The following is a 14,592-nucleotide window of genomic DNA, read 5'->3' on the forward strand; positions in this document are numbered from 1 at the left end:
TCATGGACAGCAATAGTGGATTGACATGGCAGCACGCGGACGTTGTGGTTGTTGGAGCCGGGCTCTCCGGTTTGGTGTGCGCGGCCGAGGCCTACAATGCCGGGCGAACGGTGCTGATAGTGGATCAGGAACCGCAGGCTTCCATGGGTGGGCAGGCACACTGGTCCTTTGGTGGGCTGTTCCTGGTTGACTCCCCCGAGCAACGCCGACTGGGTGTGAAGGATTCAGCTGAACTCGCCCTGGCCGATTGGCTTGGTTCGGCCGCCTTTGACCGCCTTGAGGATACATGGCCCAGACGTTGGGCGGAAGCTTATGTCGATTTTGCAGCCGGCGAGAAGCGGGCGTGGCTCCACGCCTTGGGCGTGCGATTCTTTCCCCTGGTCCAGTGGGCGGAGCGTGGCGGCTATGACGCTCAAGGCCACGGAAACTCTGTTCCCCGTTTCCACGTTGTGTGGGGAACAGGGCCCGGCATACTGGCCCCTTTCCTAGCAAAAATCCAAGAAGGTGTTGGTGCAGGAAAGATCCAGCTTGCTTTCCGGCACCGGGCCACCGAGCTGATGTTCGACGCCGGAGCCGTCACCGGAGTGCGCGGTGAAATACTTCAAGCCTCTGACGTGGACCGTGGCGTGGCCAGCAGCAGGAGCGTTGCCGGGGAATTCAGCGTCTCTTCAAGTGCGGTTATTGTCACGACCGGGGGAATTGGTGGGAACCATAAAATGGTCCGTGAACAATGGCCCAACGGTAGCGGTCCCCAGTCCATGCTCACCGGTGTTCCGGCCTCGGTGGATGGTGAATTCCAACAAGTAGTGGCTCGTGCGGGTGCCAATTTGATAAACACAGACCGCATGTGGCACTACCCAGAAGGTATTCACAACCCTGACCCAGTGTGGCCAAACCACGGGATCCGTATTCTCTCCGGTCCGTCTCCACTGTGGTTGGATGCAACAGGTCACCGCTTACCCATTCCGCTCTTCCCCGGCTTCGATTCTCTGGGCACCCTGCGGCATCTGGAAACCACTGGCCATTCTCACTCATGGTTTGTGCTGAATCAGACGATTATCAGCAAAGAGTTTGCACTTTCAGGTTCCGAACAAAATCCAGACTTGACGGGAAAGGACATGAAACTACTGGCCAAACGGGCTCTCCCAGGTGTTGGAGGGCAAGTGCAAAAATTTATTGACAGTGGAATAGATTTTGTTCAGTCACAGAGCGCGACTGAGTTGGCCGCAAAAATGAATAAACTCGTGGGCGCCAATCTCATCGACCCCGCCGGACTCCTGGAAACTCTCAGCGCCAGGGACCGTCAGGTCACCAGTGGTTTAGGCAAGGACACCCAGCTCAATGCCATCCGGGAGGCCCGCCGGTTCGCAACGGATAAGCTCATGCGTGTTGTGCCTCCCCATCCGATCCTTGCTCCAGAACACGGACCCCTGATTGCCGTCCGGCTATCGACTCTCACGCGCAAGAGCCTTGGCGGGTTGGCTACCGATCTTTCCGCCCGGGTTCTCCGCTCCGATGGTTCCCCCATAGCAGGACTTTACGCAGCCGGTGAGGCTGCAGGTTTTGGTGGCGGAGGGATGCACGGGCACAGATCTCTTGAAGGGACGTTCCTAGGCGGCTGCCTCTTCTCCGGACGCATTGCCGGGCGCCATGCGGCAAGTGTCACGGACGCATGAGCGTGTCTGAACCCCACGGTCTTTCAGACACGCAGTGGGTCCCCGATATCCTTGGAGCGGACTACCAGAACACCACGCTGCTGGTTCCCGTGCGCGAGAACACCAATACCCGATCCGGAGGACAACCCGGAGAGGGTGCGAGAAGTTCTGGCTCACTCTCCGGCGCCACCGCTGCCCATACAAGTGAGGAACCGCCTTTAGCGGACACCTATAGGGCCACTTTAATTCGGCATAAGCCAGCTGCAAGTCTTGCACGTGATTATGAACCGAATGGACATGCTGTGCTGTTCATCCATGGCTGGAGCGACTACTTCTTCAACACCGGGCTAGCCGAATTCTTCACGGAGCGTGGCTATTTTTTCTACGCCTTGGATCTCCACAACCATGGTCGCAGTCTGGGATCTCCGGAGATGGGCGGCTATGTTGGCAACCTTGCGGACTACGACGCTGAGATCCTTGCCGCGCATGCCCTCATCGCCAGGGAATCCATGACCAATCCGGGACTCCCTGACCCATCAAGAGAGCCCGCACCAGGGGCAGATTCACAGCACCCAGTGATCCTCATGGGCCACTCCACCGGTGGGTTGATTGCAACATTGTGGGCACACCACCACCCCGGCCTTGTCAGTCACCTGATACTCAACAGCCCGTGGCTGGAAATTCAGGGCGGTGCAGCCATCCGGCGCGCTGCAAGTCCGCTGGTGCAACTAGCCGACCTGCGCCCCCTCATGCGCATGCGCGTTCCCGAGCGGTCTTTTTACTGGCGAGGTATTAGTTCCGCCGCTTACGGGGAATGGAACGTGGACAGGAACTTGCGTCCACCTCATGCATTCCCAGTTCGGGCCGGGTGGATGAAAGCAATCTTGGCGGGACAGCAAGAAGTTGCCGCTGGTTTGAAACTGCCCATGCCAGTGCTGGTACTGCTCGCAGCCAAAAGCATGCTCGGTCCGGTCTGGAGCGATCTAATGCTTAAGGCAGACGTTGTTCTTGACGTGCGTTCGCTAGCCTTACGGACGCTTTCGTTGGGTAACAGTGTCACGCTGGAGAGAATCGACGGTGCCCTCCACGAGGTGTTTCTTTCGAGTAAACCTGTTCGTGAGGATGGATATGCTCGCCTGGAGCGGTGGCTGCGCGGCTACGTTGACTAACTACTACACTGCAAACGTACGCAGCGACAATTATTTAGCACTGCTGTACTAATATCTAATACGTACGTACTAAATTTTCTCGAGTCAGGAAGCAGAGGCGTTTCCATTGGCCGCCGCTGCATCGACGGCCCCACCGTAGCGGCGGTCTCTGCGCGCGTATTCATCCACGGCTTCCCACAGAATCAGACGGTCCACATCCGGCCACAGGGTGTTCATGAACACAAATTCTGCATAGGCTGACTGCCACAGCAAAAAATTGGACAACCTCTGCTCTCCGCTGGAGCGAAGGAACAAGTCAACATCCGGAACATCCGGAAGGTACATGTATTTTTGGATTGTCTTTTCATTCACCGCCCTGGGGCTCAGACGCCCGGCAGCAACGTCGGAGGCCAATGCCGAAACAGCGTCGGCAATTTCTGCTCGCCCCCCGTAATTAACACACATGGTTAAAGTTATGACGTCGTTGTCTTTTGTGTGCTCCTGCGCTTCTTCTAGCTCTTTAATAACGGAGCCCCAAAGTTTTGGCTTACGCCCAGCCCACCGAATACGTACACCCCACGCGTCCAACTGATCCCTTTGACGTCTTAATACATCCTTATTAAATCCCATTAAGAAACGAATTTCTTCGGGCGATCGCTTCCAGTTCTCGGTGGAAAAAGCATAGACGCTAACGTATTTAATACCCATCTCGATGGCACCGGCCATAACGTCAAGCAGCGCTGGCTCACCTGCTTTATGACCTTCCACTCTGGGCAGTCCGCGCTGATTGGCCCATCGCCCGTTTCCGTCCATGACAATGGCAACATGTCTGGGAATCAGTTCGCCGGGTAAAGCCGGAACGCTTCTCCCCGATTCATGCGGCCACGGTGCCACAACTTGGGGTTTGGATTTGCTCCGAGTACTGCGTTGGATAGCCATATATTTATACACGCTCCACAAGTTTCAAGGAGCGTAAAGTACGCTCCAGATGCCACTGGACATATCCGGCCACCAAACCAGCGGCTTCCCGTCGGTGGATGGTCATTGAGGCGTCCGCCCCGGGCCAGTTCCCGCTCAATAGATGTGCCAGCAGAGCCATTGTTTCTGGCGCCGGGGCAGGAGAGCCTGGTGGGCGGCAGTCGTGGCAAACGGCCCCTCCCAAAGCAGCGTTGAAGGCCCCGTGCGGGCCTGGCTCCCCGCAGCGGGCGCAGTCCAAGAAGCTTGGCGCCCAGCCTCCTATGGAGACGGCCCGCAGCAGATAGGAGTCAAGGATCAGCTCAGGTGCATGCGCGCCACGACTCAGGGACGCTAGTGCACCTACCAGAAGCAGATAATGAGAGGTTGACGTTTCGCCATCTACATCTGTGAGTCGTTCGGCAGTTTCGGTCATGGCTGCTGCAACAACATAACGGTCATAGTTGGCGCAGATGGCGTCACCGTAACTGGCCCGGGCAACTGCCTGAGTCACAATATCCAGGGAACGTCCCTTAACCAATTGCAGATCGGCCACCATGAACGGTTCCAATCGTGCACCAAACTTGCTACTGGTGCGTCGGACTCCTTTAGCCACTGCGCGCAGCTGACCGTGGCGGTGGGTCAGCAAAGTGATGATCCTATCCGCTTCGCCCAACTTATGGGTGCGCAACACAACAGCATCATCCCGATAGGTGCGAAGTGCATGATTGGACATTCTTATATTCTCCCACCTTTGCCCACCAGGGAGGCAGTGGGCTCACCGGAGTCTAGAGTGTCCTTTGCCCCAAAACTTGAGAGCAGGCACTCAGGCCACCGGGCATGTGTGCCTCAGCACTGGGAACATGCCCGGTGTCACCGTCAAACGATCTGGGAGTCCCGGATAGCGCGGTTCACAGCGGAAACAACTGCCTTCAGTGAAGAGGTTGAGGTGTTGGAGTCAATGCCTACACCCCAAAGGACTCGCTCCCCAACCGCGCACTCCACAAACGCAGCGGCCCGGGCGTCGCCACCTTCAGAGAGAGCGTGTTCGGAGTAGTCAAGTACTCGCACATCCATACCGTCCTCCGCCAGAATGGCCAGTAACGCCGCGATGGGTCCGTTTCCTGTACCGGTTCTGGTGTGTGCCACGCCGTCGATCAACAGTTTGGCCGTGAGGCTCATTTCACCATCGTCGTCAGTGGAGGTGGTGAATGGGCCAATACGGTAGCGGCCCCACTGCTCATCGGCGCTTTCACCGGGCAGGTATTCGTCCTTGAACACTGTCCACAGCTCTGCGGCGCTAACTTCCCCACCCACTGTGTCGGTGCGCTGCTGAATGACACCGGAGAACTCGATCTGGGCGCGGCGAGGAAGGTCAAGACTGTGCTCGTTCTTGAGCAGGTAGGCCACTCCACCCTTGCCGGATTGCGAGTTCACCCGGATGACTGCCTCGTAGCTCCGCCCCAGGTCCTTGGGATCAACAGGCAGGTAAGGAACAGCCCAGGTGTGCTGGCTAACGTCCACTCCGGCAGAGGCAGCGTCCGCGGCCATGGCGTCGAAGCCTTTCTTGATCGCGTCCTGGTGGGAGCCGGAGAACGCGGTGAAGACAAGGTCACCACCGTAGGGTGAGCGCTCAGGGACGGGAAGCTGGTTGCAGTACTCAACCGTGCGGCGGATTTCATCTATGTCGGAGAAGTCGAGCATCGGGTCAATGCCCTGGGTGAACATGTTCAGGCCCAAAGTCACCAAGTCAACATTGCCTGTACGCTCCCCATTGCCAAACAGGCAGCCCTCAATACGGTCCGCTCCTGCCAAGTAACCCAATTCGGCCGCAGCAACACCGGTACCGCGGTCGTTGTGCGGGTGCAAAGACAAAATGATACCTTCCCGCGGGTGCAGGTTCCGGCTCATCCACTCTATGGAGTCAGCGTAAACATTCGGGGTGGCCATTTCCACAGTGGCCGGCAGGTTGATGATCACCTGATTGTCAGCGGATGCTTCGAAAATATCTGCGATGGCATTGCACACGCGCAGCGCATATTCCGGTTCAGTGCCGGTGAAGGATTCGGGAGAGTACTCGTAAGTGATGAGAGTATCCCCCATCGTCTCTTCGTATTTTTTGCAAAGGCGGGCCCCCTGCAAAGCTATATCCAAGATGCCGTCTTCGTCTTGATTAAACACAACACGGCGCTGCAGCACTGACGTGGAGTTGTAAAGGTGCACAATGGCGCTCTTGGCACCGATCAGGGATTCGTAGGTCCGCTCAATCAGGTGCTCGCGAGCCTGAGTCAGCACTTGAATGCTCACATCATCGGGAATATGACCGCCTTCAATGAGCTGGCGGACAAAGTCAAAGTCTGTTTGCGAGGCTGAAGGGAAACCGACTTCGATCTCCTTGAAGCCCATCTTCACCAATAGCGCAAACATTTTCATCTTGCGCCCGGGACTCATGGGGTCGATCAACGCCTGATTGCCGTCACGCAGATCAACAGCACACCACCGCGGCGCCTTGGTAATCGCTTTATCCGGCCATGTACGGTCTGGCAGAGCCACCGAGATTTGATCTTGAAATGGCAGATAGCGGTGAGTGGGCATTCCGGAAGTTTTTTGCGTATTTCGCATGGGAGTGACCTTAAAGTTTGTTCAACGAATGGGAAGCCGGCCGGGCAACACAAACACCGCAGCGAGGGTGGCCAGATTCCACGTTGATCAATTCAACGGGCTACAAGCCTCGCCGCGGCAGCTAAGAAGAAGCATTCCAGTGCGCACATTTTTACCCTAACACGACACGTAGGATGATGGTGAAAGAAGTCACCATTGACCTCAGTACGGTGTCAGCTCAGTACGGTTTCAGCAGGTACTGATGTAAGCAAGCAGCTGAACTACACAGCTAGAAAAGAAGGGGAACCGATCCATTTGACCCATTCCGGTATTAATCTCTTGAACATTGACCACAGCACAAGGCCACAGGATGATTTATTCAAGCATGTGAACGGTCTCTGGTTGGCCTCGGAGGTGATTCCCGACGACAGAGCACTGACCGGCTCCTTCATCACCTTGCGTGATGAATCCGAAGCTGCCGTCAAGGCAATCATCGAACACGCCGGCACCGAAGCCACCAACCCTGATGCAGAAAACCCGATACTTTCAGCCAAGATCGGGGCGCTGTACTCAGACTTTATGGATGAAGCGGCTATTGAGCGTGCAGGGGCTTCCCCCCTGACGGAAAAGCTTGAGGCAATCCACTCCGCAGCTAGTATCACCGAAATTGTGCGCCTAATGGGTGAGCTTGACCGAACTGGTGGCAGCACTCTGTTTGGCGCCTATGTCAATAACGACGCCGGAAATCCTGACCGGGCTTTGCTGCACCTTTTCCAGGCTGGGCTGGGACTGCCAGATGAGTCCTACTACCGTGAGGAAAAGTTCGAGCCTATCCGATCCGCCTATATCAGCCATGTCCAGGCCATGCTTGAACTGGCTGGTGTCAAGGATGCCGCTGGCAAGGCTCCCCGTATTATGGCGCTAGAAACAGAGATTGCCGCCACGCATCTGGACAAGGTCTCATTGCGGGATCCGCAAAAAACCTACAACCTTAAGAGTTTTGCGGAAACCTTGGAGTTGTTGCCTGCCCTGGAAACCTGGCTGGAAGCACTGGGTGTCACGCCCGAGCAGAGCGCAGACCTGGTGGTGGCAACTCCTGGGTTCTTCACCGGCCAGAATGCGCTACTGGTGGAAGAACGCCGTGCAGACTGGCAGGCATGGTTGGCCATGCGGACCATTTCAAGCATGGCAGGCTACCTATCCAAGGACTTTGTCGACACGAACTTTGCCTTCTACGGAACAACGCTCAGCGGAACTCCAGCCATCCGAGACCGGTGGAAACGCGGGGTTGCCTTGGTTGAGGGCGTACTTGGTGAGGCGGTGGGCCAACTCTACGTGGCCCAGCACTTCCCGGAGTCACACAAGGCACACATGGAAAAGCTCGTGGCCAACCTCATTGAGGCATACCGCACAAGCATCGTTGAATTGAGGTGGATGAGCGAAGAAACCAAGGATAGGGCGCTGGAGAAACTGGCTGCCTTCACCCCTAAAATCGGGTACCCCGCCAAATGGCGCGACTACTCCAAACTGGAGATAGTGGCTGGGGAATTACTGGCGAACGTTGAACGCAGCAATGCCTTTGAGCTGGCCCGCCAGCTGGCTAAGATCGGGGCCCCGATTGACCGGGAAGAGTGGTTAATGAGCCCTCAAACAGTCAATGCTTACTACAACCCCACCATGAATGAGGTGGTTTTCCCAGCAGCAATACTCCAACCGCCTTTCTACGACGCCGAAGCTGACGACGCTGCAAACTACGGTGGCATTGGGGCCGTGATCGGACATGAAATTGGCCACGGATTCGACGATCAGGGCTCCCAGTTCGACGGTACCGGTGCCTTAAGGAACTGGTGGACAGATGAGGACAGGGCAGCTTTTGAAAAGTTGACGGCCAGACTTGTTCAGCAGTACAACAAGCTCTCCCCCACGGCCGCCCCCCAGGAGTTTGTCAACGGCGAACTCACCCTCGGTGAGAATATTGGTGACCTTGGCGGTTTGGCCATTGGTTTCAAGGCCTACCAGCTCAGCCTGAACGGCACGGCGTCACCGGTTGTTGACGGACTGACAGGGGCTCAACGGTTCTTTTTCTCCTGGGCCGAATGCTGGCGCACCAAAATCCGAACAGAGGAAGCAATCCGACGCCTGACTATTGATCCGCACTCCCCCGGAGAATTGCGCTGCAATGCTGTGGCCAGCAACTTGGATGCCTTTCACGAGGCCTTTGGTACCAAAACAACAGATGCCATGTGGCTTGAACCTGCGCAACGCGTGAGTATTTGGTAGCTCTGTAAGAACAAGACTGCAATGTATGTGGCGGAGTTGCCCGGATCATCCAGGGCAACTCCGCCACTTACATCGCAGTTCAACTTTTTCCATCACCGCGACAGAACGTGATGGTTTACTGCGCGTAATTCTCGGCATAGAACTGAGGGTTCACCCTCAGGCATTCCCCACCTTTGTCCGCGGTGCTGGCCACGATATCCTCAGGCACCACAGCACTGCCAAACTGCGTCCCAGAACCCCAATCGGTGCCAACCACTACGCGTACCCCTGAGATGGTGGGATCAGATTGAACCGCTGATGCGGGAAGTTTGAACAATGTGGCAACGTCGGCAGCCACGTCCGCCATGTCAGAACCATAAAAGACTTTCGATTCTTTCTCAGCTGGAAATTCACCCAACTGATAAGAGTTGCTAAACCCTGCTGTGGTGAGAGCCTGGAGGAGTTCTATTGGCCTGCCCACTACTGCTGACGCGTTGGCTATACCCACTGGTTGCAGGGCCTTATCGTAGGCGGGGACAACCGGATCCGTTGTGGGCGCAACCTCCGAGGTGGGAGCTGCCGCAGGTGCAGTGGTGGCAGGGGTTAGTGACTTGTCGTTCCGTAGCGCAGCGAAGAACTGCCCCGACTGAGGTTCCTTGAGCTGAACCTTGTTGGGATCCCCTGCATAGGGTTCGTAGGGCACTGTGACAAAGGCGACGTTAGCGAGGTCAATTTTGGCCAGTCGGTTGGCAATTGTCACCATCGAAGGAATATTTGCCAGCCCATCGTCAATCGTCAGATTCTTAGTGACAACATCGGCTAGGTTGTAGAGCTTTGGCAGGTTAAGCAGCGTTCCTTCACTTTTGACTTTGCGGACCATTGATCCCAGGAAGTACTGCTGAGCCTTGATGCGCTCAAGGTCGCTGGCGTCCCCAAATGCGTGACGGGTGCGCAGGAATGCTAGTGCCTGCTCGCCCTGGACTAGGCTTTCACCCTTTGGGAGTTTAAGCCACGAGCCGTTGTAGTCATACACGGCATGATCAACACACACTTCAACTCCACCTAGGGCATTGGAGAGTTCTTTTACCGCGGTAAAGTCCGCCAACATGAAGTGGTCAATGGTCAATCCGGTAACGTCATTGATGGCCGCTACCGTGCACCCCGGTCCGGCTTGCAGGGCTGCGTTTAGCTGCCCTACTGCGGCACCCGGCATGACGGTGCCGCCACCAACCGGCTTACACGCGGGTATGGGCACCATCAAGTCTCGAGGAAAACTCGTCACGGAGACTCTGCTGTTATCTGCCGAGATGTCCATCAGCAACATGACGTCGGAGTTACCCTCACCTGCGGAGTCATCGGCGGTGCCGTACTCACTGTTGGCACCTGCACGAGTATCGGTGCCAAGGATCAATATCTGTACCGATCCTGTGTCTTCAACCTGTGGCTTATCCGAGGATTTGTTGCCAACCCCGGCGTTCAAGGGCGAGGTGGTGACATTGGACTGCAGTTTATAAAAGAGTAGGCCAGCAGTTCCCAGACCCAGAACAAGCACGGCCGAGAGCGCCAGAGCGGTAACTCTCAACCACAAGGGAGCCCGGCGGGAGATTTTGAAGTGTCTGCCAAGTGGTTTCTGTACAGTATGGATCCTGGTGCGAGGGGTGCTGGCGGCGCTGACTGCTCCCGTTTCGGCACGACGTCGCCCCATGTAAGAACCTTTCACTGTGAATAATGACTTTGTTGAGCTTAGCGGTCAAGACTGGGAAGTTCCCACATGCCGCGCACGCAGGACACGATATCGCCTCTTATTGATACTTCTGCGTCTTCATCTGTGCTGAGACGGCGATGCGGCGTGCTGATGCCGGGCTACAGTTCCCCACCTTCTAGACGTTTGTGTCTAGAACCCAAGCTTGACAAGCTGCTTCGGATCTCTCTGCCAATCCTTGGCAACCTTCACATGAAGATCAAGATAAATTTTTGTCCCTAGGAGGGCTTCGATACCCTTCCGCGCGTTAGTGCCTACTTCACGCAAACGTGCGCCGCCCTTGCCAATAATGATCGCCTTTTGCGAAGACCGCTCCACATAGAGGTTTACGCGCACATCAAGAAGCGGATTGTCCTCCGTGCGTCCCTCACGCGCCACAATCTCCTCAACAACCACGGCCAAAGAGTGTGGCAATTCATCGCGTACACCCTCAAGGGCTGCCTCCCGGATGAGCTCGGCGACCATGACGGCTTCCGGCTCATCGGTAAGTTCACCGTCAGGATAAAGTGCCGGAGAAAGCGGAAGATATTCGGCAAAGACAGCGGCCAAAGTCTGAACTTGAAAGTCCTCCACTGCTGAGACAGGGACGACGGCGGCGAAACCTCTCTCACCGATCACCTCACGGCCCAACGCTTCAACAGCAATCAGCTGATCTGTGACTGCTTGGCGATCGACCGTGTCAGTTTTAGTCACGATTGCCACGACAGGCTTGTTGCCAACGTTTCCCAACTGCGCTGCAATATACCGGTCCCCGGGACCAATTTTCTCATTGGCCGGAAGGCAAAACCCAATGACATCAACTTCTGAAAGCGTGTCGGCCACGAGATCGTTGAGGCGCTTTCCCAGCAGGGTCCGTGGCCTATGCAGTCCAGGCGTGTCTACTAAAACCAGCTGGAAAGCATCACTGTGGACAATACCGCGGATGGTGTGCCGGGTAGTCTGCGGTTTGGCCGAAGTTATAGCTACCTTCTGGCCTACTAGTGCATTTGTCAGTGTTGACTTCCCGGCGTTGGGCCGTCCAGCTAGAACAGCAAAGCCGGCACGGAACCCCTCAGCCTTGGCTTCAATGAGGCCTGACGTGCCCTTTGACTTACTCATGTTCGCTCCTGTGGTGCTCTTCGGTGGGGTTGCTGCTGTCTGTACGCTCATTCTCGGCTGGTTCAATGGTGCTGGCAATGACGTGGCTGACCCTATTACGGGAAGCTTCCATCCTGTCGGCAACCAAAAGAAGTCCGTTTACTTCTACGCGGCTACCTAGCGTTGGGATCTTACCCAGATGTTTGGCCAGGAACCCGCCCACGGTGTCCACTTCGTCGTCGTCAATGTCTTTGCCGAACAGTTCGCCAAACTCATCAACTGCCATGCGAGCCTTAATTCTGTACTTACCGTCTCCCAGGTTCGCCACCTCTGGCGAAACGAGATCATATTCATCAGCGATTTCACCAACAATTTCCTCAATCAAATCCTCGAGCGTCACCAGGCCAGCAGTACCGCCATACTCATCAACCACAATGGCTACATGCGTAGATTCTCGTTGGAGTTCCTTCAACAGGTCATCAACAGGTTTGGACTCAGGGACATACCTGACGCTGCGAGCCAGGTGTTCAACCAAGGGGCGGGCTTCCTCGTCCCCAAGCCGGTGCAGGGTGGCCACAACGTCTTTCAGGTACAAGATGCCCAGGATGTGATCTGCACTCTCACCTATGACAGGAATCCGCGAATAACCCGAGTTAAGGAAGATTTCAAGTGCATCGTCCAACGCATCGTTTTGATTGATGCTGACGATGTCCATGCGCGGGACCATGACTGCACGCACCATTGTTTCACCGAGGTCAAATACGCTGTGGATGAGCTCAGCCTCATTGTCCTCAATCATCTCCGATTCACTGGCTCGGTCTACAAACTCACGGAATTCCTCTTCACTGACAAAAGCGTCGTTGGCCGACGCGGCATCCTTTGTCATGATAGAGCCTAGGCGGATCAGCCACTGGGGAATGGGTCCTAAGATACGACGCAGAATATGCACCAACCACGCCGTCCGGGCAATAAGGGTGGTGGCATGCATTCGACCAAGTCTGCGCGGGGAAACGCCCACAAGCATGAAGCCCAGGACTGCCATAACGATCGTGGCAATGAGCCCGGCTAGCCATTCGTTGCCAAGTAGCCCCACAAGGAAGATGGCAACTGCTACGGCTGCGGCCATTTCACACCACACCCGCCAGAAACGCAGTGCGTTGATGTGCACCAACGGCTGGGCTAACACCTTTTCTAGAGACGCCCCAGGACCGTGTGCGGACACAGAGTCGGCATCATGTCGTGGAAAGAAGTTCAGCGCTGATTCGATGGCCGCTAAAAACGCGGCCATGGCCGTGAAGAGAACTCCCATGACCGGCAAAACAACTAGCGTCACTGCATTGTCTCCCGGGGAGCGTCCTTGCCCAGGAAGTTGGAGAGTAGTTCACGCTGGATACCAAACATCTCTTCTTTTTCTTCCGGTTCGCCGTGGTCGTAGCCCATGAGGTGCAGCATGCCGTGTGTGGTCAACAGCAACAATTCATCTTCCATGGAGTGCCCGGCGGCGCTCGCTTGTTCCTGGGCAATAACGGGGCACAACACAATATCGCCGAGCAGACCAGCGGGGGTACTCATTGAGGAAGTCCCCGGACGCAGTTCGTCCATCGGGAATGAGAGCACATCTGTTGCGCCAGGTTCATCCATCCATTCAAGGTGGAGTTTCTCCATGGTTTCAACATCTGCCAAGATAACCGACACCTCTGTTTGGGGGTGCAAAAACATGGCGTTCAAAATGTGCCTGATGAGCCTCACTAGCTCTTCCTGGCGCACCTCCACGCCTGATTCATTGTTTACTTCGATGCTCATCGCGAGGTGCTTTCTTTCTGTGGCTGTGGTTGTGTTGTTGGGCCGGGACGGGCATCATCCCAATTGTTGTAGGCGCTGACTATGGCGCCAACCAAACGGTGCCGGAGAACATCTGAGGCATCCAAAATGGAGAAGTTGATGTCATCAAGGCCATCAAGAATCTCCCGTACCACTCGAAGCCCGGACTTTGTCCCGCTGGGTAGGTCAACCTGGGTGATGTCACCTGTGATGACAATCTTAGAGCCAAAGCCCAACCGGGTCAGGAACATCTTCATTTGTTCAGGCGTAGTGTTTTGCGCTTCATCCAAGATGATGAAAGCGTCATTGAGTGTCCGTCCACGCATGTAGGCCAACGGGGCAACTTCTATTGTGCCTGCAGCCATGAGGCGCGGGATGGTTTCCGGATCCATCATCTCGTGTAGGGCGTCGTAGAGAGGGCGAAGATACGGATCTATCTTGTCGTTGAGTGTCCCGGGTAGGAAGCCCAAGCGTTCCCCCGCCTCAACGGCTGGACGGGTCAATATTATGCGGCTTACTTCCTTGTGCTGCAGTGCTTGCACAGCTTTGGCCATGGCCAAATAGGTTTTCCCTGTGCCTGCCGGACCAATGCCGAACACCACGGTATTACGATCGATCGCGTCAACATAGTCTTTTTGGTTCGTGGTCTTGGGGCGGATGGTCCTGCCACGGCTGGAAAGAATATCATGGCTGAAAACGTCAACAATTGACGTCTGCGGGTGGGTTTTAAGCATGGTCACCAGTTGTTCCCACATATCCGCGCTCATGGGACAGTCTCTGGCTACCATGCCGCGCGCTTCTTCCATCAAGTGCATAATCCGTGGAACAACACCGGAGGGACCAGTAATGGTCAGAACATTACCGCGCGCCAAGAAAGTTACTTCCGGATACAGATTTTCAACAATCCGCAGACCTTCGTCCTCGGCACCCAAAGCGGCAACCATCTGTTCAGTCGATAAGAAATGCACCACTTCCGTGCGCGTTCCATCAACAGAATGTGGGAAGTGCCGTCCCGGGCCCTGGTCCGAGAAGGAGTCCTGAGGGTGCGCTGTTCTCTCTGTCATAAGTTCGGCCATCCGGCCTGAAATCTCTCCTTGATTTGCCCGGTACCATTTCCGGAATTCTTGACATTGCTAACTATTCTCGATTCTAGTGCACAGCCTTGGACCTGTGCTCATATAGCAGTTATGCCGAGGGCACATCTTTGTGCCATATGCCACGGGAAGTGTTTCGATACGGTTTCAGTTCCTGCGCTAACCCTTTTTTAAGGGCATCTGGAGAACTTGCTGTGCCAAGCTGAGAAAGGTTCAAAGTC

The 14,592-nt window shown here is 55.7% G+C and carries 11 protein-coding genes; 3 read left to right on the plus strand and 8 right to left on the minus strand.

Features of this window, described 5'->3' with window-relative positions:
* The first annotated feature begins 2 nt into the window (after positions 1 to 2).
* Together AAFM46_RS08590 and AAFM46_RS08595 are read left to right on the plus strand one after the other, a co-directional pair.
* Positions 3 to 1,676 (plus strand): FAD-binding dehydrogenase, encoded by a 1,674-nt coding sequence (locus AAFM46_RS08590; protein ID WP_343317418.1) that lies wholly within the window; start codon positions 3 to 5, stop codon positions 1,674 to 1,676.
* Entirely contained in the window at positions 1,673 to 2,824 is a 1,152-nt protein-coding gene (locus AAFM46_RS08595; protein ID WP_343317419.1) for an alpha/beta hydrolase, read from the plus strand. The genes AAFM46_RS08590 and AAFM46_RS08595 overlap by 4 nt, the downstream gene beginning before the upstream one ends.
* Before the next feature lie 84 nt (positions 2,825 to 2,908).
* Here the strand turns inward: AAFM46_RS08595 and AAFM46_RS08600 are convergent, their stop codons facing one another.
* The 3 genes from AAFM46_RS08600 to leuA all read right to left on the minus strand — a co-directional run bounded on the left by AAFM46_RS08600 (position 2,909) and on the right by leuA (position 6,379).
* A complete protein-coding gene (locus AAFM46_RS08600; RefSeq protein WP_343320421.1) occupies positions 2,909 to 3,742 on the minus strand; it encodes an isoprenyl transferase in 834 nt (277 codons plus the stop codon).
* 4 nt (positions 3,743 to 3,746) lie between these two features.
* Positions 3,747 to 4,493 carry a DNA repair protein RecO gene (gene recO, locus AAFM46_RS08605; protein ID WP_343317420.1) on the minus strand — a complete coding sequence of 249 codons (747 nt, stop codon included), beginning with the start codon at positions 4,491 to 4,493 and terminating at the stop codon, positions 3,747 to 3,749.
* 143 nt (positions 4,494 to 4,636) lie between these two features.
* A complete protein-coding gene (gene leuA, locus AAFM46_RS08610) occupies positions 4,637 to 6,379 on the minus strand; it encodes a 2-isopropylmalate synthase (RefSeq protein WP_343317421.1) in 1,743 nt (580 codons plus the stop codon).
* Between the two features lie 294 nt (positions 6,380 to 6,673).
* Between leuA and AAFM46_RS08615 the strand changes: the two genes are divergently transcribed.
* Entirely contained in the window at positions 6,674 to 8,638 is a 1,965-nt protein-coding gene (locus AAFM46_RS08615) for a M13-type metalloendopeptidase (RefSeq protein WP_343317422.1), read from the plus strand.
* A gap of 115 nt (positions 8,639 to 8,753) precedes the next feature.
* Here the strand turns inward: AAFM46_RS08615 and AAFM46_RS08620 are convergent, their stop codons facing one another.
* The 5 genes from AAFM46_RS08620 to AAFM46_RS08640 form a co-directional block, all read right to left on the minus strand.
* Entirely contained in the window at positions 8,754 to 10,322 is a 1,569-nt protein-coding gene (locus tag AAFM46_RS08620) for an LCP family protein (protein WP_343317423.1), read from the minus strand.
* 189 nt (positions 10,323 to 10,511) lie between these two features.
* Positions 10,512 to 11,477: a GTPase Era gene (gene era, locus AAFM46_RS08625; protein ID WP_283527214.1), complete on the minus strand. Its 966-nt coding sequence runs from the start codon at positions 11,475 to 11,477 to the stop codon at positions 10,512 to 10,514.
* Positions 11,470 to 12,789 (minus strand): hemolysin family protein, encoded by a 1,320-nt coding sequence (locus tag AAFM46_RS08630; RefSeq protein ID WP_343317424.1) that lies wholly within the window; start codon positions 12,787 to 12,789, stop codon positions 11,470 to 11,472. Before AAFM46_RS08630 ends, era begins: the two co-directional genes overlap by 8 nt.
* Positions 12,786 to 13,259 (minus strand): rRNA maturation RNase YbeY, encoded by a 474-nt coding sequence (ybeY, locus tag AAFM46_RS08635; protein ID WP_343317425.1) that lies wholly within the window; start codon positions 13,257 to 13,259, stop codon positions 12,786 to 12,788. Before ybeY ends, AAFM46_RS08630 begins: the two co-directional genes overlap by 4 nt.
* Entirely contained in the window at positions 13,256 to 14,341 is a 1,086-nt protein-coding gene (locus AAFM46_RS08640; protein ID WP_343317426.1) for a PhoH family protein, read from the minus strand. Before AAFM46_RS08640 ends, ybeY begins: the two co-directional genes overlap by 4 nt.
* Between the last annotated feature and the right edge of the window lie 251 nt (positions 14,342 to 14,592).

Source organism: Arthrobacter sp. TMP15, assembly GCF_039529835.1.
Taxonomy (GTDB): domain Bacteria; phylum Actinomycetota; class Actinomycetes; order Actinomycetales; family Micrococcaceae; genus Specibacter.